Below are 22,667 nucleotides of genomic sequence, written 5' to 3'. Positions count from 1 at the left end.
CACCGTGGGTGAGGACATATGCGGGCAGTTCGTGGGTTGGTTGCGGCGGCGTTAGCTTTAACGATCTTGGTGGCACCTGATCCGGTGCCCGCGGCGGCGAAGACAGTGGAACCGCCGCAGACCGTCCAACCACCCGAGGACTCCGCGCTGGCCCTCGCCCGCAGCGCCGGCAAGCCCGTCGAGGTGGAGACGCAGCGCAGCGAGACCCGCCAGGTCTGGGCCAAGCCCGACGGCACGTTCACTCTGGAGCAGTACGTCCGCCCGGTGCGCGTGCGCAAGTCCGACGGCTGGGTCCCGGTGGACACCACTCTCCGCCTGCGCCCGGACGGCGCGGTCGAGACGGTCGCCACGGCGGCCGACCTGACGTTCTCCGGCGGTGGTTCCGGACCGCTCGCCCGCATGGCGCGCGGCGCCAAGACGCTGGAGCTGGGCTGGCAGGACACGCTGCCCAGGCCCACGCTGAACGGCGACACCGCCACCTACCCCGAGGTCATGCCGGGCGTGGACCTCCAGGTCACCGCTGACGTGGACGGCTTCTCCCACGTGCTGGTGGTCAAGTCCCGGGCCGCGGCCGCGGGCCTGACTGAACTCTCCTACCCCCTCTCGGTCACCGGCCTGTCGGTGAAGACGGACAACGCGGGCAACCTGGAGGCCGTCGACGAGAGCGGAGGGACGATCTTCATCGCGCCCACGCCGAAGATGTGGGATTCCGAGGGCATCGCCGGCCCGAAGGCGCTCAGGGAAGGCCGTTCCCCGGAGGCCCGCGAGTCCGCGATGGGCGTGGAACTGGCGGGTAGGCACCTGCGTCTGAGGCCGGACAGGAAGATGCTGGCGGATCCGAAGACCAAGTTCCCCGTCTATCTGGACCCGTACTTCTCGGCCGCCCGCGGCTCGTGGACGGCGGTCTGGAGCAACTGGCCCGACTCGAACTACCTCAACTCCAGCGACATCGCCCGCGTCGGCCACATCAGCTCCACCCAGACGAACCGCTCGTTCTTCCAGATGGCCACCGGCGCCACGATTCACGGCAAGCAGATCATCAAGGCGACGCTGCGCACGTATGAGACGTGGTCGTACTCGTGCAGCGCCCGCAAGGTGGAGGCCTGGGGGACCAGCGCGATCGGCAAGAGCACCACCTGGAAGAACCCGCCGACGAAGACCAGGTTGCTCTCCACGGTGAACGTGGCCAAGGGCTATGGCACAGGGTCTTGCGCGCCCGGCGGTGTGGAGTTCGACGTCACGTCGTGGGCCGCCGACGCCGCCGCCAAGAAATGGCCCACCATGACCATCGGTCTCTATGCCACCAGCGAGACCGACCTGTACGCCTGGAAGAAGTTCAAGAACAACCCGGTCGCCGTCATCGAGTACAACTCGATCCCGTCCGACCCGGTGGCCGCCGACGCCTGGTCCGACCCGGGCGGCCCCTGCGTCTCCGGTGACGCGCGGCCGATCATCAGCACGGCCACGCCCAAGCTGTGGGCCAAGCTCAAGGACACCGACAACTCGGTCAAGGGCCGCTTCGAGTGGTACAACGCCGCCGGGACGAAGACCGGCGAGTACGTCACCGCGACGGGTTCGTCCGGCTCCGCCTACTACGCGACGATCCCGGTCAGCCTGTACGCGGACGGCGCGCTGATCCGCTGGCGCGTCCGGGCCGAGGACGGCAAGGCCAACAGCGCCTGGAGCCCCTGGTGCGAGGCCACCGTGGACGCCACCGCCCCGGGCCGGGAGCCGGTCGTGTCCTCGCCCCAGTACTCCGAGGACACCTGGAACGACGGCGTCGGCCTGGCGGGCACGTTCAAGTTCGAGCCCAACGGCGTCACCGACGTGGCCGCGTACGTCTACGGGCTGGACACCACGCCCAAGAGCGAGGTCGCGCCCGCCGCGGACGGCACGGCCACGATCGCGCTCACCCCGCGCCACGACGGCCCCAACGTCCTGTCGGCACGCAGCAAGGACCGCGCGGGCCAGCTCGGCCCGATCCGCACGTACGTCTTCAACGTCAACTCGGGCCGCGCGCCCAGCGGCCACTGGGCCATGGACGAGGGCCAGGGCACCGTGGCCGGCGACGCGGCGAACGCCCACCCGGCGACGCTGTACGGGGCCACGTGGACGACCGGGAAGACGGGCATGGGGCTGCGCCTGGCCAACACGTACGCGCAGACCTCCGGCCCCATCGCCGACACCAGCCGCAACTTCACCGTCACCGCCTGGGCCCGCCTGACCGGGAACGCGGCCACCGCGACCGTCGTCACCCAGGAAGGCTCCAGGACCGGCGGCTTCGCGCTCCAGTACTCGAAGTCCGACGACCGCTGGGCCCTGGTCCGCGCAGGCTCGGACGCCGACGGCGCCGCGACGGTCAAGGCCCTGTCGGCCGCCGCCCCGAGACTGAACGAGTGGACCCACCTGGTCGGCGTCTACGACTCCGCCGCGGGCCAGATCTCGCTCTACGTCAACGGCAAGCTGGAGTCCACGGTCGCCTTCACCCAGCCGTGGAACGCCACCGGCCCGCTCACCATCGGCCGCGGCAAGGTCAACGGCGCCGCGGCGGAGTCCTGGCCGGGCGACGTGGACGAGGTCCGCGTCTACGGCCGGGCCATGTTCGCCGACGAGGTCGCCGACCTGGTCAACAGCGCTGCCACGCTGGTCGGCCACTGGAAGCTGGACGAGGAGTCGGGCACGTCCGCCGCGGAGTCCTCCGGCCGCTCCACGGCCGCGACGCTGGCCGGGGGCGCGTCCTGGACGGCCGGCTGGCTGGACGGCGCGCTCGCGCTCGACGGCGTCAACGGCTACGCCCAGACCACCGGCCCCGCCGTCAACACCAGGTCGAGCTTCACCGTGGCCGCCTGGGTCCAGCTCGACTACCTGCCCACCGCCGACACCGCCGCCGTGGCCCAGCCGGGCAGCCGGGCAGCCGGGTTCCAGCTCGGCTTCGACAAGGAACAGCAGCGGTGGACCCTCGGCATGAGGGCCGCCGACACCGACACCGCCGCCCTCGTACGCACCCGCTCCGACGCCATCCCCAACCCGCTGGAGTGGACGCACGTCGCCGGCGTCTACGACGCGCTGGCCGGCGAGCTGCGCATCTACGTCAACGGCCAGCTCTCGACCACCACCATCACGTCCCACGCGAGCGCGTGGAACGCCACCGGCCCGCTGCAACTGGGCCGGACCAAGACCGCGGGCGCTTTCACCGGCTACTGGCCAGGAACCGTGGACGACGTCCGCACGTATGACGGCGTGCTGAGCGCCGAGCAGATCGCTCAGCTTGCCGCCCAATAAATCTGCCCCCACCCAGTAAGTCCCGATCAGCACCCCTCGACTGGGAGAGGTTCATGGACCTGCCGAGTGAGTTAGACCTGCCCGAATCCCGCTGGAATCGACCTCACGAACCCAACGAACCCGACTATCACGACCCTTACTGGAACCGTTTCCTGGGACCCAAGCCCGAGTCGCCCTGGCCTCGCAGACTCGCGGCGGTGCTCTCCATCGCCCTCGTCGTCCCACTCACATACGCCATGCCCGCGCAGGCCGCGTCCCGGCCGGCCCCCTCGGTGCAGAACGAGAAGCCGGTCAAGGGCACGACAGTCCCGGTCCTGCCCCCGCTGGCCGATCCCGTCGAGAAACAGGCGTGGAAGGCGCCACCAGGCGTCGCCTGGCCCAAACCCCAGGCGGCGGAGCTGGGCGGCACCGGGGCGAGCACCCTGGCGGCGACCGGCTTCCCCGTAAAGCTGGCCCCGCAGAAGGGCGCCGCCGCCAAGGCCGAGGCCGAGAGCACCGACCCGGTACGCGTCGAGCTCCTCGACTCCCAGCTGCTCGGCCTCGCGATGCGCGTATCGCCCGGCCAGGGAGCGAGCCTCAAGGCCGCGTCCGGCAAGAAGACCCGCCTGCAGATCGACTACTCCGGCTTCCGGTACGCCTACGGCGGCGACTACGGCGCCCGGCTCCGCGTCGTCAAGCTGGAGGAGTGCGCGCTGACCGGGGCCGACGGCTGCGCCGCGCCCCAGCCGGTCAAGAGTGAGAACGACCCGAAGGCGGGCACGCTCACCGCCGACTTCGAGCCGGCCGGCCTGTACGCGGTGACGGCGGCCGCCTCCGGCCAGTCGGGCGACCACTCCGCCACCTCGCTGGCTCCCTCGGCGGACTGGAGCGTCGGCACCCAGACCGGCGACTTCAACTGGAGCTACGACATGCGCACCCCGCCCGCGCTGGGCGGCGAGGAGCCGGAGATCGGGCTCGGCTACTCCTCCCAGAGCGTGGACGGCCGCACCGCATCCACCAACAACCAGGCGTCCTGGGTGGGTGAGGGCTTCGACCTCAACCCCGGAGGCTACGTCGAGCGCCGCTACAAGTCCTGCTCGATCGACGGCAAGAAGACCGGCGACCTGTGTTGGGACCAGGACAATGCCGTCATGTCGCTCGGCTCCTCCTCCGTGGAGCTGGTCAAGGACGCCACGACCAAGCAGTGGCGGCCCAAGCGCGACGACGGCACCCGCATCGAGTACCTCACCGGTGCCACCAACGGCGACAACAACGGTGAGTACTGGCGGGTCACCACCCCCGACGGCTCCCAGTTCACCTTCGGCCTGAACCGGCTGCCCGGCTGGGTGAGCGGCAAGGCGGAGACGAAGTCGGTCCAGACGGTGCCGGTGTTCGGCAACAACAGCGGCGAGCCCTGCTACAACAGCACCCCGGCCAACGCCTGGTGCCAGCAGGCGTACCGGTGGAACCTCGACTACGCCGTGGACACCCACGGGAACGCGACCACGTACTGGTACGAGCGCGAGACCAACTACTACGGCCGCAACTCCAAGCCGGAGCTGGGCACCCAGTACGTGCGTGGCGCGTACCTGACCCGCATCGACTACGGCTACCTGCAGAGCGAGTTGTTCACCAAGAACCCGGCGGCCCGGGTGGTGTTCGAGGTGGCCGAGCGGTGCCTGCCCAGCGGCACCATCACCTGCGCGCCCGACCAGCTCAAGAAGGAGACCGCGGCGTCCTGGCCGGACGTGCCGTTCGACCAGATCTGTGACTCGGGTGTGAAGTGCACGGACCGGTTGTCGCCGACGTTCTTCACCCGCAAGCGGCTGACCAAGGTCACCACGCAGATCCTGTCCGGGAGCACGTACGGCAACGTCGACTCCTGGGCGTTGACGCACCAGTTCCCCGCCACGGGTGACGGCCTCAGCCCGTCGCTCTGGCTGGCCTCGGTCCAGCAGAGCGGCCACGTGGGCGGCACGGTCACGGCACCCAAGACCACGTTCATCGGCGTCCAGCTCCCCAACCGGGTGGACGCCACCGAGGGCCGCGCCCCGCTGGTCAAGTGGCGCGTCCAGGCCGTGAACAACGGGACCGGCGGCGAGTTGCGGATCAACTACGCAGCCGCCGAGTGCAAGGCCGGCGAACTGCCGGCGGCCGACAAGAACACCAAGCTGTGCTTCCCGCAGCGCTGGGCGCCGCTGAACGAGACCGAGGTCACCGACTGGTTCCACAAGTACGTGGTGTCGCAGATGATCGAGGTCGACCGCATCTCTGGCTCGCCCAACGTGGTCACCAACTACGAATACCTGGACGGCGCCGCCTGGCACTACGCCGAGAACATCCTGGTCAAGCCCGAGCACCGCACGTGGTCGGACTTCCGCGGCTTCGGCCGGGTAAGGGTGCGCGAGGGCGACGGACAGGACACCAAGCGCACGCTCACGGAGTTCCGCTACTTCCGCGGCATGCACGGTGACAAGCAGGCCGACGGCTCCAAGCGCACAGCGCAGGTGGAGGACTCCGAGGGCGTCAAGCTGGACGACCTCGACCAGTACTCCGGCCTCGAACGCGAGGAGCTCCTCTACGACGGGGACGGCGGGGCCATCCTGACCGCGAGCGTCGAGCAGCCGTGGTCGGTGAAGACCGCGGAATCCACCCAGGGCGGCGTCACCAAGGCCGCGCACGTGGTCGAGGCCAAGTCCATGGCCACCCGCAAGGCGCTTCCCGACGGCAAGTGGCGGCGTACCGGCGAGGAGCGCACGTACGACACCAACGGCCTGCTCACCCAGGTGGAGGAGAAGGGCGACCTGGCCACGACCGACGACGACCAGTGCACCCGCTACACCTACGCCCGCAACGACGCGAGCTGGATGCTGGACTACGCCAGCCGCATCCAGAAGGTCGCGGCGAGCTGCGGTACCGCCGTCTCCAAGCTGGCCGCCGACGAGGTGCTCTCGGACGAGAAGGTCCAGTACGACAACAAGGCGAACGGCCAGGCGCCGAGCAAGGGCGACGTGACCTCGGTCCAGCAGGTCGTCTCCGGTGACGGTACGACAATCACCGACAGGTCTCACACGTACGACGTCTACGGCCGCGAGACCAGCGAGACCGACACGGTCGGCAACAAGTCCGTGACCGCATACACCCCGACCACGGGCGCCCTCCCGACCGAGATCGCCGAGACCAACCAGCTCGGCCACACCGACCGGACGATCGTCCAGCCGGCGTGGGGCGAACCCACCGTCGACACCGACGCCAACAACCGCCGCGTCGAGATGGAGTACGACGCGCTCGGCCGGCTGATCAAGGTCTGGCAGGCCGATCGGAACAAGGCGGCGGGGCAGTCGCCCAGCACCGAGTACTCCTACGTCATGCGGGACGACGGCCCCAGCTACGTCACCACGAAGACGCTGCGCGGAGACGGTGGCTACACCAGCAGCTACGACCTGTACGACGGCCTGATGCGCGAGCGCCAGACCCAGGAACCCGCGCCCAGGGACGACCAGACGCAGGACCCCAACCTGCGTGACGGGCGCACGATCACCGACACCTACTACAACTCCCAGGGCGAGGAGTACAAGTCCAACTCCGGCTACTTCGCCATCGGCACGCCCTCCACCGACCTGCTCGCGGTCGCCGACACCGACGTGCCCAACCAGGTCGTGTCGACCTTCGACGGCGCGGGTGACGTCAACGCGCAGATCCTCAAGGCGAAGGGCGCGGAGAAGTACCGGGTCACCGTCAAGCAGGAGGGCGACAGGGTCCACGTGACGCCGCCGCCGGGCGGCACGGCGACGACCCGCATCGGTGATGCCGAGGACCGCCTGATCGAGCTGCGCCAGTACAAGGGCGCGACCCCGACAGGCGAGTACGAGGCCACCAAGTACACCTACGACGCCGCCGGCCGGCTGTCCACGGTGACCGACTCGGCAGGCAACGTGTGGCGCCACCACTACGACATGCGCGGCCGGGAGATCAAGACCGAGGACCCCGACAAGGGCGTCACGACGATGACGTACAACGACGCCGACGAGGTCGTCAGCACGACCGACTCCCGCGGCAAGACGCTGTGGTACGTCTACGACCAGCTGGGCCGCCAGAAGGAGCTGCGCGAGGGCTCCGGGACCGGCCCCCTGCTGGCCGAGTGGAAGTACGACGCCCTGGCCAAGGGGCAGATGAACGCCAGCATCCGCTACGTGGGCGGGCAGGCGTACACGGCCGAGATCAACGCCATCGACGTCGACTACCGCCCGCTCCGCGAGACGGTCACCGTCCCCGAGCGGGAGGGCAAGCTCGCCGGCTCGTACGTGCTCAACACCCGCTACACGGCCGACGACAAGGTCCAGTCGGTCAGCTTCCCCGGCGTCGGCGGGCTGGCCGAGGAGCAGGTCGTCTACACCTACGACGAGCTCGGCCAGACGACCAAGGTCAGCGGCCTGTCGACGTACGTGGGCGCGGCCCGCTACTCCAAGCTGGGCGAGACCCTGCAGTACGAGCTGGGCTCGGCCGGCAAGAAGACCTGGCTCACCTACGCCCACGACGAGGCCACCCGCAGGCTCACCAGCATGCGAGTGGACCGGGAGGGCGCGGCCAAGACCGACCTCGACGTCAACTACACCTACGACGCGGTCGGCAACATCACCAAGATCGCCGACAAGGCGACCGGCCAGGACACGCAGTGCTTCACGTACGACCATCTGCGCCGCCTGACCTCCGCCTGGACGGCCACGGACGACTGTGCGAGCGGCAGCCCGCAGTCCGGCAAGATCGGCGGTGTGGCCCCGTACGCGGTCAGCTACGGCTACGACTCCACCGGCAACCGGATCAAGGAGACCAAGCACGCCTGGGGCGGCACCGGTGAGAGCGTCCGTGACTACACCTACCCGGCGGCGGGCGGCAAGCAGCCGCACGCGCTGCAGACCGTCGGGTCGGACCTGTTCGAGTACGACACCGCGGGCAACACCACCAGGCGCAAGGTCGGCACCTCCGACCAGAGCCTGGTCTGGGACGCCGAAGGCAACCTCGAGTCGGTGACGGAGGCGGGCAAGACCACGTCGTTCATCTACGACGCGGACGGCGACCGGCTGATGCGCAAGACCTCGACCGACGCCACCCTCTACATCGACGACATGGAGCTGCGCCTCGACTACGCCAAGGACGTCGTCGAGCAGACCCGCTACTACACCGTCAACGACGAGCCCATCGCGGTGCGCACGCCGGACAACCAGGTGTACTTCCTGGCCAACGACCACCAGGGCACCGCGCAGGCCGCGGTGAACGCCGGAACCGGCGACCTGGCCGTGCGCAGGACGACGCCGTTCGGCGAGGACCGGGGCTCGCCACCGCCATGGTGGCCGGGCCAGCGCGGGTTCGTCGGCGGCACGAAGGACGCGACGACCGGGCTCGTCCACCTCGGCGCCCGCGAGTACGACCCCAAGCTTGGCCGGTTCATGTCGGTGGACCCCATCATCGACGATGTCGATCCGCAGCAGCTGAACGCCTACGCCTACGCCAACAACAGCCCCGTCACCATGACGGACCCTGACGGGCAGTGGGTCTGGGTCGTGGTCGCCATCGGCGTCCGGGTCGGAGCCCGCTACCTCGCCAAGAAGGCGGCCATGCGAGCTGCCAGGCAGGCGGCGATCCGCCGGGCCAGGGAGATCGCCAGGAAGAAGGCTCTGGAGGCCGCGAGGAAGAAGGCCAGGGAGGAGGCCAGGAAGCGGGCCTTGGAGGCCGCGAGGAAGAGGGCCAGGGAGGAAGCCAAGAGGCGGGCCGCGGAGACGGCCAGGAAACGGGCCGCGGCGGCGGCCAGGAAACGAGCCGCGGAGGCCGCCAGGCGTGCCCGGGAGGCCGTGGCGAGGCGACGGGCCGCGGCGGCGGCCCGCAAAGCGGCCAGGAAGGCGGCTCGTGAGGCGGCGGCCAAGAAGCGGAGCGTGCTGAACAGGCAGCGGCACAACCGCCGGACCGGCCACCTCCCCAGAGGGATCCAGCATGCTCGCTCGCGCCCGGTGCAGCGTCCGACCAGCCACAGGTCGACGCAGCGGCAGGCGCCGCCCAGGGCGAACCGGCAGCCGGCACAGCCACGGCCGAGCCAGGTCTACCGGAACGACGGCACCGTCCAGCCGACGCAGTCCTACAGCGTCTACGGCAACGGCCGGATGTATCCGGAGGGCAGGCCGCCGTCGAACCTCCCGAGCAACGGCTCCGGCCAGGGTCAGAAGCAGATCTTCAAGCCGGAGAAGGTCGAGCTGGAGAACAGCACCAGAAGAGGGGCGAGCACGGAACTGGGCTTCCGTGGCGGGAAGCTCGCCGATGACTTCGTCGACTTCTTCGACGCCTGGTTCGGCGGTGGTTTCGGCTGATCCTGACATCACCAGCTGAGCGATAACCGGCGCGGGGCCTTCGTGGCCCCGCGCCGGCGGCGTTCGCGGGCAGCGCGCTCTCGCGCACCCGTCGCTCAATCAGTAGAATCTTGTTCGGTTCCGAGCGAGGAGGCTTTGTGGACGCGTTTGCTCTCACCGGTAAGAACGCTCTGGTCACCGGGGCGTCGAAGGGGATCGGGCGGGGCATCGCGCTCGCCTACGCCGAGGCGGGGGCCGACGTGGCGCTCGTGGCCCGCTCGGCCGAGAGCCTGGCCGAGGTGGCCAAGGAGGTCGAGGCGCTGGGCCGGCGGGCCGTGGTCATCCCCGCCGACCTCACCGACCGCGAGGCCGCGGCAGGCGCCGTGGCGGCGGCCATCGACGGGCTCGGGCACCTGGACATCGTGGTCAACAACGCGGGCGGGTCGAACTTCCTCGTCGAGTTCAAGGACCTGCGGCTGTCGGGGTGGGACAAGCTGATGCGGCTCAACCTCGACACGGCCATGATCGTCTGCCACACGGTCGCGCCCCACCTGCTGGAGCGGGGCGGCGGCACGGTCATCAACGTGGCGTCGGTGGCGGCGCTCGGCGCGCCCTTCCTCGCCCCGTACGCCGCCGCCAAGGCCGGGGTGGTGGCGCTGACCAAGACGCTGGCCGTGGAGTGGGCGCGGGCGGGGGTGCGGGTCAACGCGCTGTGCCCCGGCTGGACGGCCACCGATCTCAACCGGAACCTGTGGGAGGACGAGACCTCCGGCCCGGCCACGGTCGCCAACCAGCCCATGCGGCGCTGGGGGACGGTGGCGGAGATGGCCCAGCCGGCCGTGTTCCTGGCCAGCTCGGCGTCGGCCTACATGACGGGCCAGGTGCTGTTCGTGGACGGCGGCGCGACGGCCATCTGATTGTGCGCGGAATTAATCGCCGGGCAATGTCAGCTTTATAGCGGACATCGGCGGAATGCCGTCTTTATAGAGACTTTTATCGAGGCGCTCAGAGTTTTCGGCAGATATCGGCATGCGACATTGAGTGCTTGCGGCCGTGAACCGGGTTACCGTGTGGTCCGTGCAGCTCTACACGAGATCGGCAGGGACCGGGCTCCCGGTTGTGCTGCTTCACGCGTTCCCGCTCTCGTCGGCCATGTGGCTGGCCCAGCGCGAGGGGCTGGCCAGGGCCTGCAGGGTCATCACGCCCGACCTGCGCGGCTTCGGCGGGTCGAGGCTGGGCGACGACGAGCCGTCGCTCGACCTGATGGCCGACGACGTCGCCCGACTCCTGGACGACGAGGGCATCGACAGGGCGGTGGTCGGCGGGCTGTCCATGGGCGGCTACGTGACCATGGCGTTCTGCCGACGGCACCCCGACCGGGTGCTCGGCGTGGTCCTGGCCGACACCAAGGCCGGCGCCGACCCGCCCCCGGCGCGGGAGAACAGGGAGCGCATCGCGCAGGCCGTGCTGTCCGCGGGCAGCGAGGTGCTGGTCAGCGAGGTGCTCCCGGCGCTCATCGGGCCGACCACGAAGGAGCGGCGGGCCATGGTGTTCGGGCGGGTCAAGGGGCTCGTGCAGTCCGCCCCGCCGGGCGCGGTGGCCTGGGCGCAACGGGCCATGGCCGCACGGCCCGACTCGTTCGACACGCTGAGCGCGCTGAAGGCGCCGCTGTTGGTCGTGGTGGGGGAGGAGGACGAGCTGTCGCCGCCCGCCGACGCGGAGGCGATGGTGCGCGCCGTGCCCGACGGGCGACTGGAGATCATCCCGAAGGCCGGCCACCTGAGCGCGGTGGAGCAGCCCGAGGCGTTCAACGCGGCGATCACCGAGTTCCTCCGGACCGACCTCGCCGGCCCTCGCCCCTGATCCCGACCCTCCTCGAAGCACGGCGGCACACCCTCCCGGGGGTTTCGGGCCCCCGAGATGCCCTCAGGCTTGGTCCTGGCGCGGCAGGAGCACCTCGCGGACGATCAACGCGATCGCCGCCGCCACCGGGATGGCCACCAGGGCGCCGACGATGCCGAGCAGCGCACCGCCGAACAGCGCCGCGATCACCGTCACCGCCGGCGTCACGTCCACCGAGCGCTTCATCACCCTCGGGTAGATGAAGTAGTTCTCGACCTGCTGATAGATCACGAAGAAGACCGCGCAGGCGATCCCGGCCGGCACCGACTGCAGCAGCGCGACCCCGGTCACGAGCACCGCGCCGATCGTGGCGCCCACCAGCGGGATCAGGTCCGTCAGCGCCACGACCAGGGCGAGCGCGAGCGCGTACTGCACCCCCGCGACGGACAGGAAGATCCAGGTCAGGAAGCCCGCGATGACCGAGATGAGCACGTTGCCCGCCACGTACCCGCCGATGCCGGAGAGGATCTGCTCGCTGATCGCCCTCGTCCGGGTCCGGCGGGAGGCCGGTACGAGCTTGAGCAGGTAGTCCTTGATCGTCTGCAGCGAGCCGAGGAAGTACAGCATGAGCACCAGCAGCGTCACCGTGGTGTAGACGCCGTTCAGCACCACCAGCCCCGCGCCCATGATGCCGCTGGCCAGCGACGGCCCCAGCGTGGTCGTCACGAACGTCTTGAGCTGCGCCAGGATCTGGTAGTCGGCGTCGAGCTGGTGCAGCGTGGGATTCTTGCCGAGCTCGGTGACGTACGTGGGCACCGCCGCGACGAACTCCGACAGCTGCTGGCTCACCGGCGGCACCACGGCCAGGCCGAACAGCGCGAACGCCACGATGACCCCGGTGAACACGATCGAGATCGCCCCCCGCCGGGCGAAGCCGCGGCGCTGGAGGTTCTCGACGGCCGGGTTGAGGCCCACGGCCAGGAACATCGCCACGACGACCAGGATGATGGTGCTCAGCGACGCGACGACCATCTGCGCGATCGCGATCGCCGTCAGCACCCCCAGCCCGCCGACCAGCCCGAACAGGAAGGGGCCGCGAGCCAGCGGCTTGCCCGGCAGCCCGTACGGCTCCTGACCTCCGTCGCCGTCCTGGACTCTGGCGGTGCCGCCCGGTCTGGGCGCTTCCTTTCCTGCGGCCGTGGACTCCGAAGGCGCGGGCGGCGCAGGCGGCTCTGCGGGCTCCGGGGTCGCGGGCTCGACATTCGCGGACAAGGTGACACTCCCGAGATTGTCGGCTGATAGCAAAGAGAGAGCCTAGCGACCATTCGGTCGCCAGACTCTCTCCAGCCTGCTCTTCAGCCCCCGTGTGCAGTCCCGGCCGTCGGGCCGGTGGTTACTCCTGCCACCATTCGGCGTCGTCCTCGGACTTGGCCTCGACCTTCGCCGCGGGCGTCGTGGCCGGAGCCTCGGCCGCGGGAGCGGCGAGCGCGGGCTTGGGCGGGGCGGCCGTGACCGCGGGCTCCGACTCCATGCCGGGCAGGGCCGCGCCGCCGAGCAGCTGGCGCAGCTGGGCGAGGTGGCTCGTGATGCTGTCGCGCTGGCGGGTGAGCTCGTCGACCTGGCGCTGCATCGTCGTGCGGGTGCGCTCGGCCTCGTTCTTCGCCTCGGTGACGATGGTGTCGGCGCTCGACTTCGCCTCGGCCACTACCGTCTCGGCGCTCTTGCGGGCGTTCGCGACGAGCTGCTTGGCGTGCAGGTCGGCCTCGCGGCGGGTCTGCTCGGCCTGCTGGGTGGCCTTCGTGGCCCGCGACTCGGCCGTGGCCGCGCGCTGCTCGGCCTCGGCGACCATGCGCTGGGTGTTGGCCTGGGCGGTGGCGTGGCGCTCGGCCTCCTGGCGCTCGGCCTCCTCGCGGCGGGAGGCGAGCTGGATCTCGAACTCCGCCTCGTCCTGCGCCCGCTTGGCCTCCGACTCCTCCAGCACCCGCTGAGCCTGCGCGCGCATCTCGTCGGCCTGCCGCTTGGCGGTGGTCAGGACCTCGTCGCGCTCGCGCTTGGTCGAGGCCCGCAGCTGGGCGACCTCGCGCTCGGTGGTGGTGCGGAGCTTGGCGATCTCCCGCTCGGCGTCGGCCCGCTTCTCCGCCACCTCGTGGTCGGCCGTGGCCCGCAGCTTGGCGACCTCGCGCTCGGTGGTGTTGGTCAGCTCGTCGGCCTCGCGGCGGGCGGTCGAGCGGATCTCCTCGGCGTCCCGCTCGGCTGCGGTGCGCATCTCGTCGCTCTCCCGCGTGGCCACGGCGCGCTTCTCGGCGGCCTCGGCCTCCGCGGCGGCCCGCAGGTCGGCGGCCTCGACCTTGGCCGCGGCCTTGATCTCGTTGGCCTCGGACCTGGCGGCCTGCACAAGCTCGGTGGCCTGCTCCTCGGCCAGGCGGAGCAGCTGCTCGATGCGGGCGCCGAGACCGGAGTAGGTGGGGCGCTCCTGCTCCTGCAACTGGCGCTGGGAGTCGGACAGATCACGCTGCAGGCTCGCCACCTGCTCGCGGGACTGACGCAGCTCTCCGTCTAGCTGCTTCAGATGATCGTGGACCTGATGCCGGTCGTAACCACGGAGCACTACGTCGAACTCGCGTGCGGGGGCGTCCTCGAAGAAGTTGTTGAGCTGGGCGTCGATGTCGGACTGCATGGAGGCTCGATCCTGGGTTGTCGAGACGGCTACACGGGCCGGACGGGGGGTTCGGGGCATCCGATCCAGGAGCCTGTGCCAAAGGCAGGCTCCATGTCCGGTGGAAGGTCAAGCGTACTCCGCTGGTGCCACCTGCGAAGCCCCGTCCAACTTTCTGCGTGACTAGTTACATATGAACGTTTTTTAACATTTGTAAGGGACGGTGTTAGAGCCTGGGCGCCTGTACCAACTCCGTAAGCATGCCTCCCACGTCCTTGGGGTGCAGGAACGCGATCTCGGAGCCCATCGACCCGTGCCTCGGACGCTCGTCCAGGAGCCTCACACCCTTCTCGCTGATCTTAGCCATTGCCTGGGTGACATCGGGAACCCCGAATGCCACATGATGGACACCTTCGCCGCGCTTAGCGATGAATTTTCCCACAGGCGAGTCCTCCGAGAGGGGTTCCAGGAGCTGAATGTAGGAGCCCCCGCCTTCGCCGTCGGCGATGTGCAGCATGGCCTCCTTCACGCCCTGTTCCTCGTTAACCTCCCTGGCGACGACGGTCAGCTCGAACGTCTCCGAGAAGAACGCGATCTTCGCTTCGATGTCCTTGCACGCGATTCCGATGTGGTCGATCCGCATGAACATATGTGGCCCACCTCCATAGCGAGTGTCTGCCTACTCGTGGGTATGGTGTCAAAGAACCCGACGTGAGCGTAGGAGGCCCCTGTCATGTCCAGGTCCGTCATCGTGGCCGGAGCTCGCACGCCCATCGGCAAGCTCCTGGGATCCCTGTCGGGACTGTCCGCCGTGGAGCTCGGGGGCATCGCCATCAAGGCCGCCCTGGAGCGTGCCAGGGTCGCGCCCGAGGCGGTCGAGTACGTCATCATGGGCCAGGTCCTGCAGGCAGGCGCGGGCCAGATCCCCTCCCGCCAGGCCGCCGTCAAGGCCGGCATCCCGATGACCGTCCCCTCGGTCACGATCAACAAGGTCTGCCTGTCGGGGCTGGACGCCATCGCGCTGGCCGACCAGCTCATCCGCGCGGGCGAGTTCGACATCGTGGTGGCCGGCGGCATGGAGTCCATGACCAACGCCCCCCACCTCCTGCCCGGCCTGCGCAAGGGCGTCAAGTACGGCGGCTCGCAGGTCGTCGACTCGATGGCCCACGACGGCCTGTTCTGCGCGTTCGACCAGCGCGCGATGGGCGAGTCGACGGAGCACTACAACGCCCGGCTCGGCATCGGCCGCGAGGAGCAGGACGCCCTGTCGGCCCGCTCCCACCAGCTGGCCGCCGCCGCCGTCAAGAACGGCCTCTTCGACGACGAGATCGTCCCGGTGGAGATCCCGCAGCGCCGCGGCGAGCCGCTGGTCGTCAAGGAGGACGAGGGCGTACGCGGTGACACCACCCCGGAGACCCTGGCCAAGCTCCGCCCGGCCTTCGCCGCCGACGGGACGATCACGGCCGGCTCCGCCTCGCAGATCTCGGACGGGGCCTGCGCCGTCGTGGTCATGTCGAAATCGAAGGCCGAGGAGCTGGGCCTGGACTGGCTGGCGGAGATCGGCGGTCACGGCAACGTCGCGGGCCCGGACGCGTCCCTGCAGTCCCAGCCGGCCAACGCCATCAAGCACGCGCTGTCGAAGCAGGGCGTGACGGCCGGCGACCTGGACCTGGTGGAGATCAACGAGGCCTTCGCCAGCGTGGTCCTGCAGTCCGCCAAGGAGCTGGGCGTGCCGCTGGACAAGGTCAACGTCAACGGCGGCGGCATCGCCCTGGGCCACCCGATCGGGGCCTCGGGCGCGCGGGTCGTGCTGACGCTGGCGTACGAGCTGAAGCGCCGGGGCGGCGGCCTGGGCGCGGCCGGCCTGTGCGGTGGCGGCGGCCAGGGCGACGCCCTGCTCATCACGGTCCCCAAGCAGTAGGAGAGCGCCCCCGTCGCCGAGCTGTCCTACGGGGCGGCGATGTTGTGGAGCATCGGAGGCGGGATCATCACGACCATCGCCCACGACATCGCCCTCTCGGTGGTCTTCCGCCGGGACGCCGGCAAGAAGGACCAGCGTGACCGCGAGATCGGGCAGTACGGCGACTACGCCGGGCAGTGGTGCCTCGTGCTGGGTGCGGAGTTCACGGGCGTGTGCAGCGCGATGCCCCGGTCCGACCAGGAATGGACCGGGGCTCCGCGGTTCAGGGACCCGACCAGGATTTCGGATCCCCGACGCCTGCCCCCTTACGGGGGCTGTTCAGCCCGGCCGCGAGGGAGGTTGCGGCCGGGCTGCTTGTGGACGGTCATGAGGCGAGGAACTTGGCGAAGGCCGAGCGGACGCGGCGCTCGGACCGCAGGCTCTTCTGCGCCTCGCGCACCCGCCGCTGCTCGGCCGCGGCGCGGCGGAGCTCGGAGGCGTGGTGCTGCATCACGGTGTACTCGAGTTCGGCGTTCATGGGGCCCCTTGCGGCTCGTGTGTCTTCTTCCCTGCACTCTTAAGACTCCTCCTAAGGCCCTCCCGGACACATCGGGCGTATGCCTTATCTCCGGGCGTAAGCGCAGATAGGGAGGTACTTAGGTAGGTGCACGAGGCGACTAAGGCACCCGTGAGCCACTCCTAGGGCTCGTCCGTGAACTTCACCGTGACCTTCGTGAAACCGAGCGACTTCAGCAGGCCGGACACCACGGCCTTGGTGTTGGCGTCGGCCCTGGCCCGCAGGTCACTGGCCACCGCGGCCTCCGTGATCTTCTTCTCCGCCAGCAGGTAGAGCTCCCGCTGGTCCCCGGGCGACCCGGACAGGAAGTCCTGCACGCGGTCGAACAGCCCGCGCTGCTGCGCGAACACGTACGAGCGGCTGTTGTCCAGGTTGGGCTTCTCCAACTGGGAACGGGGCAGGCGCACGGTCGCCTGGGTGCGGTCCTCCGAGACCGTCACGGCGTCGCCGGCCAGGCCGGAGAAGTCCACGTACGCGTCCACCCCGCCCGCTCCGACGAACAGCGTGCGGGTGCCCTTGATCGCGTCGGGCAGGAAGTTGGCATCCTTCTCCAGGTCCACGACCACCTGGAAGTTCCCCGTCGCGGCCTCGAAACGGCTCAGGTCCTTGATGGACTGCAGGAGCACCGGCTGGCTGCGGTCGATGGCCTGCTCGCCGAGCGGGTTGAGCCAGGTCCAGGCCAGGCGGCCGCCCACCACGAGCAGGACCGCCAGGACCAGGAAACCCGCCGCGTATCGCCACCTGCGGCGCCGCGCGGATGTCACCTCGAGCGGCGTCGTACGGGAAGTCGTCATGCGTGCATGACTACCCGCCGGGCGATCATCATTGCCAGCCGTTTGGTGACATCTTCCGATCCTCGTGCCCGCCGCCTAGCTCAGACCGGCCATGGACATGCTCGGGGCCGAGTTCGGTGCGCCCTCGCCCTCCGGGTAGACCGGGTAGACGTGGCTCGACTCCGGCGTCGGGCGGGCCGACGGCGCCACCTGCGCCGGTGCCGCGCCGCCACCGCCGCCGAAGTACATGCTCGACAGCCCGCAGTTCTGGAAGTCGCTGTAGAACATCCGCAGCCACTCCCTGCGCTGGTGCTCGCTCAGCCACGAGAACCACGACGCCGCGTACTGGTGCTCCGGCAGCGGACCGCCGGGCAGCGGCTCCCCGCGCAGCCACGCCATCACGATCTCCCGGTAACCGTCGGCCACCGTGCCCGGGCAGCGGGTGGCCAGGGACTCGATGTACTCGTACGCCGCCTCCTCCGCGAACCCCGCGGACAGATCGGGCACATGGACGGGCGCGAGGCCGTTCGACGGCTTCAGTTGCTCCTCCAGCGGCCGCTGCTCCACCCGCGTGAACGCGGCGGGCGTCCCCGCCAGCCGGGAGGCGATCTGCGTGAACGCCGCCCCCAGCTCCGTCAGCCCCGCCCGCATCCCCGGATGCACGCACACCGTGATCGGCCAGTCCTGGCAGCTGTAGGCGATGTCCACGGCCGCGGCCGGCTTCGGCTGGGCCAGCACCCGTGACACGCCCATCCCGGCCGCCAGCACGGACAGCAGCGCGCACGCCAGCACCAGCGCCTGCCTGGTCACCAGCGCCGCCCAGCCGAGCAGCAGCGTCGCCGTGATGCCGAGCAGCCAGATCGTCTGGTCGAAGAACGGCGCCCCGCTCAACCCCTGGAACAGGTCGTACGGTTCGCCGGTGCCGGGCGCCAGCTTGTCCGCCCAGCCCCGGTCGTCGGCCAGCCACGAGAACAATCCATAGCAGGCCAGCCCCGCCAGCGGCGGCGTGAACGCCTTGGGGACGACCCACCCGGCCACCCAGCCGATCACTGAATAGAGCGCCAACCCCGCCATGCCCATGCCCAGCCCGGACAGGCTCAGCCGCCCCGACTGGTCGGTGAGCACCGTCTTGACCGCCAACACCAGCACCGTCGCCGCGAACGACCCGAGCACCACCACCACGATCGCCAGCGGCGCCTTGAGCGCCCGCCACGTCGTCAGGGGCCGCCCGCGCAGGGCCCTGCGCTTGCGCAGCGCGACCCACGCGGCGAACGCGGCGGCCACCGGACCGGTCATCCGCAACGAGCCGATGACCGCGGCCACGATGTTCTCCCACGCGTCCACGCCAGGTATCAGGACGTTCCACGCCGCCAGCAGCCCGAGCGCGAGGAGCACGGCCACCGTCACGGCCGCGCTCTGCTTCAGCTCCTCTCGTGTAACGCCCGCGTGCTCACGCACCCTTTTCCCCGTTGACTTCCATCAAGCACCCCCCGTGCCCCTCGGCAAGGCCGAAGCGATGAGTCCGACCTGTCCCCACAGGCCGATGGACTTGGCTTCTGCGTCACCATACGTACGAGAACCATAACTGAGCGTGATGATTGACGTCCGGATTCTTGGTCAAGCGGGGAAGCCTGTCGCTCCAGGTCACCAGACGAACCGGGACGAGGGGCGCGCTAGCGTATGCGCTGTGTCGCACCCCAAGCCGCTCAACCTGCCGTTCGACCCCATCGACCGCGCCGCGGAGAGCTGGCGTGCCCACTTCGGGCCCTCCGCCGCCATGGCCGCCGTGACGTCGATAATGAGGGCCCACCAGATCCTGCTGTCGCAGCTCGACTCGCTGCTGAAGCCGTACGACCTGACCTTCGCCAGGTACGAGGCGCTGGTCCTGCTGACGTTCAGCAAGACAGGCGCCCTGCCGCTGTCGAAGATCGGCGAACGGCTCATGGTCCACCCCACCAGCGTCACGAACACGGTGGACAGGCTGGAGAAGTCCGGGTTCGTCTGCCGGCTGCCCAACCCGCGGGACGGGCGCGGCGTGCTCGCCGAGATCACCGGCCCCGGCCGGGACGTCGTGGAGCGGGCCACCCGCGACCTGATGGGAGCCGAGTTCGGCCTGACCATGTACGCCGAGGACGAACTCCACCAGATGTTCACCCAGCTGCGCACCCTCCGTGTGGCGGCGGGCGACTTCCAAGAGGGCGGCGGGTGACTGTGCCGCCCTGGTGATGCGGCAAGATGAGGAGCATGGCGGACTTCTCTAGGCCCGGGTCGCTCTACGGAGCGATTGACCTGGGCGCGCGCAAGCAGGCCCTTGAGGCGCAGGCCCGGCGGGAGGCGGCGGGTCCCCAGGCGGCCGCGTCGGCCTCGGTCGTGGACGTGACCGAGGAGACGTTCACGACCGACGTCATCGACCGCTCGATGACCATGCCCGTGGTCCTCGACCTGTGGTCGCCGCGGGCGCCGGGCAGCGCCCAGCTCAGCCCGGTGCTGGAGAAGGTCGTCGGCGATCTCGGTGGCCGGGCCGTGCTGGCCAAGGTCAACGTCGACACCAGCCCGCAGATCGCCCAGGCGCTGCGCGTGCAGGCCGTGCCGACCGTGCTGGCCATCTTCCAGGGGCAGGCCGTCACCGGCTTCCAGCAGGTGCTGCCCGAGCAGGAGGTGCGCCGCTGGCTCGACGAGCTCATGGGCGCGGTCGAGCAGTTCTACCAGGCCAACCCCGACGCCCGGCCCCCGGCGGCGGAGGGCGAGGAGGAGGCGCCCGCGGGGCCGCCCGCCGACCCCGACCTGGTGGCCGCCGAGCAGGCCATCGACAGCGGCGACCTCGACGCGGCCGCGGCGGCGTACGAGCGGCTGCTGGCCCGCGCGCCGGGCAACGAGGACGCCAAGATGGGCCTGGCCGGCGTCAGCCTCATCAAGCGCACGGAGAGCATCGATCCCGCCGACGTCCAGCGGCGCCTGCAGGACCCCGCCGACTTCGACGCGCAACTGCTCGCCGCCGACCTGGAGATGCTGTCCGGCGCGGTCGACGAGGCGTTCGAGCGCGTCATCGCCGTGGTCAAGCGCACCTCGGGAGACGATCGCGACAAGGCCAGGCGCCACCTGCTCGGCTTGTTCGACGCGTTGCCGGCCGACGACCCATCTTTGGCGAAAGCCCGTAGAGCTTTGGCGAGCGCACTGTTCTAACCTGGGTGTATGCGGGTCGTCACCATATCCGCGACATACGGCACGGCCGGTAGCCAGATCGGCCCGGCCGTCGCGGAGCGCCTCGGCGTGCCCTTCGTCGATCGCGCCATCCCCGGCGCGGTGGCCCAGGAGCTGGGCTGCACGCTGGAGGAGGCACTGGCCCACGACGACCGGGCCGAGCACGGCCTCGGCCGGCTGCTCTCGGGGGCGATGCGGCTACCGACCGTCACGTTCGGCGGCGTGGACATGTACGTGCCCGGCGCGATGCCGCACGCGCCGGAGGAGTTCGTCCGCCGTACCGAACGCATGCTCAAGGACATGGCCCGCGACCAGGGCGGCGTGTTCCTCGGCCGGGCGGGGGCCGTGGTGCTGGCCGACCACCCGGGCGCGCTCCACGTCAGGCTCGACGCGCCCGTGGAGCGCAGGGTCCGGCAGACGGCCACGTTGGCGCAGCTGGGCGAGCGCGAGGCCCGCCGGATCATCGAGGACAACGACCGTGCGAGGACGGCCTACGTACGGCACTTCTATCGGGCCGATCCGACGGACTCATGTCAATATCATCTGGTCGTCGACAGCACCACAATCCCCGTTCCCACCTGTGTCGATGTCATCGTGATGGCGGCCGAGGCACTGGATTGACCTGGCGCCCCCTATCATGGGGGAATTCTTGGTCAGTCCCGAAGGAGCGATTGACGTGGCGACCGTCCCGAGTGTGTCGTACTCCATCACCGTGCGTCTCGAGGTGCCGGCCGGCGGCAAGGCCGTCAGCCAGCTCACCCACGCCGTAGAGTCGGCAGGGGGCGTCGTCACAGCCCTCGACGTCACCAACGCGGGCCATGAGAAGCTCCGCATCGACGTGACCTGCGCGGCCAGGGACACCGACCACGCCCAGGCCATCGTCGACCAGCTTGAGGCGGTCGAGGGCGTCGTCATCCACAAGGTGTCCGACCGCACGTTCCTCATGCATCTCGGCGGCAAGATCGAGATGAAGTCCAAGGTGCCGCTGCGCAACCGCGACGAGCTGTCCATGGCCTACACCCCGGGTGTGGCGCGCGTGTCGATGGCCATCGCGCGCAACAAGGAGGACGCCCGGCGCCTGACCATCAAGCGCAACACGGTGGCCGTCGTCACCGACGGCTCGGCGGTGCTGGGCCTGGGCAACATCGGCCCCGAGGCCGCGCTGCCGGTCATGGAGGGCAAGGCGGCGCTGTTCAAACGGTTCGCGGGCATCGACGCCTGGCCGATCTGCCTCGACACGCAGGACGTCGACGAGATCGTCCGCACGGTGCAGGTGATCGCGCCCGGGTTCGGCGGGATCAACCTGGAGGACATCGGCGCGCCGCGCTGCTTCGAGGTGGAGCGGCGGCTGCGCGAGCTGCTCGACATCCCCGTCTTCCACGACGACCAGCACGGCACGGCGATCTGCGTGCTCGCGGCGCTCACCAACGCGCTGCGGGTCGTCAACAAGGACATCGGGTCCGTCAAGATCACCATGGCGGGCGCGGGCGCGGCCGGCAACGCGGTGCTGCGCCTGCTGCTGGCCTCCGGGGCGCGCAACGTGATCGTCTGCGACTACCTGGGCGCGGTCCACCGCGGGCGCGACGACCTCGACGAGTCGCTGCAGTGGATCGCCGACCACACCAACGCCGAGGGCTACTCGGGCGACCTGCGGGGGGCGGTCAAGGACGCCGACGTCTTCGTCGGCGTCTCGGCGCCGGGCATCCTGACGGGCGACGACATCGCGACGATGGCCAAGGACGCGGTGGTGTTCGCGCTGGCCAACCCGGAGCCCGAGGTGTCGCCGGACGACGCGCGGGAGCACGCGGCCGTGGTGGCCACGGGGCGCTCCGACTACCCCAACCAGATCAACAACGTGCTGGCCTTCCCGGGCGTCTTCCGGGGGCTGCTGGACGCGCAGGCCAACGGGGTGACGCAGGAGATGCTGCTGGCCGCCGCCGGCGCCCTCGCCGCCGTCGTGACGCCGGAGGAGCTGGGGCCCAACTACATCGTCCCCAGCGTCTTCCACCCCGACGTGGCGGGGGCCGTGGCGGCCGCGGTGCGCGAGTCGGCGGGTGGCCGGGCGCGCGGCTTCACCGAGGCATAACGCCGGTTGGCGCCAGGCTGTGCGCCCGCAGGA

15 protein-coding genes are annotated in these 22,667 nt (G+C 70.1%); 9 read left to right on the top strand and 6 right to left on the bottom strand.

Annotated elements, in window-relative coordinates:
• Positions 1-69: 69 nt before the first annotated feature.
• The 4 genes from ACIBQ1_RS13005 to ACIBQ1_RS12990 all read left to right on the top strand — a co-directional run bounded on the left by ACIBQ1_RS13005 (position 70) and on the right by ACIBQ1_RS12990 (position 11,462).
• Complete coding sequence (locus ACIBQ1_RS13005; protein WP_397277058.1) at positions 70-3,282, top strand: LamG-like jellyroll fold domain-containing protein; 3,213 nt, start codon at positions 70-72, stop codon at positions 3,280-3,282.
• A gap of 197 nt (positions 3,283-3,479) precedes the next feature.
• Positions 3,480-9,620, top strand: a complete 6,141-nt coding sequence (locus tag ACIBQ1_RS13000; RefSeq protein WP_397277057.1) for an RHS repeat-associated core domain-containing protein — start codon at positions 3,480-3,482, stop codon at positions 9,618-9,620.
• Positions 9,621-9,757: 137 nt separating this feature from the next.
• On the top strand, positions 9,758-10,516 hold the full coding sequence (locus ACIBQ1_RS12995; RefSeq protein WP_397277056.1) for an SDR family NAD(P)-dependent oxidoreductase: 759 nt from the start codon (positions 9,758-9,760) through the stop codon (positions 10,514-10,516).
• Positions 10,517-10,676: 160 nt separating this feature from the next.
• On the top strand, positions 10,677-11,462 hold the full coding sequence (locus ACIBQ1_RS12990; RefSeq protein WP_397277054.1) for an alpha/beta fold hydrolase: 786 nt from the start codon (positions 10,677-10,679) through the stop codon (positions 11,460-11,462).
• Between the two features lie 63 nt (positions 11,463-11,525).
• On the opposite strand, the gene ACIBQ1_RS12985 is transcribed toward ACIBQ1_RS12990, so the two are convergent.
• From ACIBQ1_RS12985 to mce, 3 genes are all read right to left on the bottom strand, one after another.
• Positions 11,526-12,713 (bottom strand): AI-2E family transporter, encoded by a 1,188-nt coding sequence (locus ACIBQ1_RS12985; RefSeq protein ID WP_397277052.1) that lies wholly within the window; start codon positions 12,711-12,713, stop codon positions 11,526-11,528.
• Positions 12,714-12,834: 121 nt separating this feature from the next.
• Complete coding sequence (locus ACIBQ1_RS12980; RefSeq protein ID WP_397277050.1) at positions 12,835-14,118, bottom strand: DivIVA domain-containing protein; 1,284 nt, start codon at positions 14,116-14,118, stop codon at positions 12,835-12,837.
• 205 nt (positions 14,119-14,323) lie between these two features.
• Positions 14,324-14,746: a methylmalonyl-CoA epimerase gene (mce, locus tag ACIBQ1_RS12975; protein ID WP_397277049.1), complete on the bottom strand. Its 423-nt coding sequence runs from the start codon at positions 14,744-14,746 to the stop codon at positions 14,324-14,326.
• An 84-nt stretch (positions 14,747-14,830) separates the two neighbouring features.
• Here mce and ACIBQ1_RS12970 point away from each other — a divergent pair, with 84 nt between their 5' ends.
• Positions 14,831-16,018, top strand: a complete 1,188-nt coding sequence (locus ACIBQ1_RS12970) for an acetyl-CoA C-acetyltransferase (protein ID WP_397277047.1) — start codon at positions 14,831-14,833, stop codon at positions 16,016-16,018.
• A 364-nt stretch (positions 16,019-16,382) separates the two neighbouring features.
• On the opposite strand, the gene ACIBQ1_RS12965 is transcribed toward ACIBQ1_RS12970, so the two are convergent.
• The 3 genes from ACIBQ1_RS12965 to ACIBQ1_RS12955 all read right to left on the bottom strand — a co-directional run bounded on the left by ACIBQ1_RS12965 (position 16,383) and on the right by ACIBQ1_RS12955 (position 18,805).
• Positions 16,383-16,535 (bottom strand): hypothetical protein, encoded by a 153-nt coding sequence (locus ACIBQ1_RS12965; protein ID WP_397277045.1) that lies wholly within the window; start codon positions 16,533-16,535, stop codon positions 16,383-16,385.
• 161 nt (positions 16,536-16,696) lie between these two features.
• Positions 16,697-17,368 carry a DUF4230 domain-containing protein gene (locus ACIBQ1_RS12960; RefSeq protein ID WP_397277043.1) on the bottom strand — a complete coding sequence of 224 codons (672 nt, stop codon included), beginning with the start codon at positions 17,366-17,368 and terminating at the stop codon, positions 16,697-16,699.
• Between the two features lie 75 nt (positions 17,369-17,443).
• A complete protein-coding gene (locus tag ACIBQ1_RS12955; RefSeq protein WP_397277042.1) occupies positions 17,444-18,805 on the bottom strand; it encodes a hypothetical protein in 1,362 nt (453 codons plus the stop codon).
• Between the two features lie 229 nt (positions 18,806-19,034).
• On the opposite strand from ACIBQ1_RS12955, the gene ACIBQ1_RS12950 reads away from it, so the two are divergent.
• The 4 genes from ACIBQ1_RS12950 to ACIBQ1_RS12935 are packed head-to-tail and all read left to right on the top strand — an operon-like array spanning position 19,035 to position 22,634.
• Positions 19,035-19,556: a MarR family winged helix-turn-helix transcriptional regulator gene (locus tag ACIBQ1_RS12950; RefSeq protein WP_397277040.1), complete on the top strand. Its 522-nt coding sequence runs from the start codon at positions 19,035-19,037 to the stop codon at positions 19,554-19,556.
• Between the two features lie 35 nt (positions 19,557-19,591).
• Positions 19,592-20,530, top strand: coding sequence for a tetratricopeptide repeat protein (locus tag ACIBQ1_RS12945; RefSeq protein ID WP_397277038.1), 939 nt, complete (start codon positions 19,592-19,594; stop codon positions 20,528-20,530).
• 9 nt (positions 20,531-20,539) lie between these two features.
• The gene (locus ACIBQ1_RS12940; protein WP_397277036.1) at positions 20,540-21,169 is read left to right on the top strand and encodes an AAA family ATPase; all 630 of its coding nucleotides are present in this window, start codon (positions 20,540-20,542) and stop codon (positions 21,167-21,169) included.
• A gap of 55 nt (positions 21,170-21,224) precedes the next feature.
• A complete protein-coding gene (locus ACIBQ1_RS12935) occupies positions 21,225-22,634 on the top strand; it encodes an NAD-dependent malic enzyme (RefSeq protein ID WP_355393923.1) in 1,410 nt (469 codons plus the stop codon).
• The last annotated feature ends 33 nt before the right edge of the window (positions 22,635-22,667 follow it).

This window comes from Nonomuraea sp. NPDC050153 (assembly GCF_044460125.1).
Classification (GTDB): domain Bacteria; phylum Actinomycetota; class Actinomycetes; order Streptosporangiales; family Streptosporangiaceae; genus Nonomuraea.
The sequence above is the reverse complement of the archived record's forward strand: the minus strand, read 5'-3'. Positions and strand labels throughout refer to the sequence as shown.

Bases quoted from the DNA above. Each gene is read 5' to 3' on its own strand.
- ACIBQ1_RS12980 (WP_397277050.1), bottom strand. From the start codon at position 14,118: ATGCAGTCCGACATCGACGCCCAGCTCAACAACTTCTTCGAGGACGCC.
- mce (WP_397277049.1), bottom strand. From the start codon at position 14,746: ATGTTCATGCGGATCGACCACATCGGAATCGCGTGCAAGGACATCGAA.
- ACIBQ1_RS12970 (WP_397277047.1), top strand. From the start codon at position 14,831: ATGTCCAGGTCCGTCATCGTGGCCGGAGCTCGCACGCCCATCGGCAAG.
- ACIBQ1_RS12965 (WP_397277045.1), bottom strand. From the start codon at position 16,535: ATGAACGCCGAACTCGAGTACACCGTGATGCAGCACCACGCCTCCGAG.
- ACIBQ1_RS12960 (WP_397277043.1), bottom strand. From the start codon at position 17,368: ATGACGACTTCCCGTACGACGCCGCTCGAGGTGACATCCGCGCGGCGC.
- ACIBQ1_RS12945 (WP_397277038.1), top strand. From the start codon at position 19,592: ATGGCGGACTTCTCTAGGCCCGGGTCGCTCTACGGAGCGATTGACCTG.
- ACIBQ1_RS12940 (WP_397277036.1), top strand. From the start codon at position 20,540: ATGCGGGTCGTCACCATATCCGCGACATACGGCACGGCCGGTAGCCAG.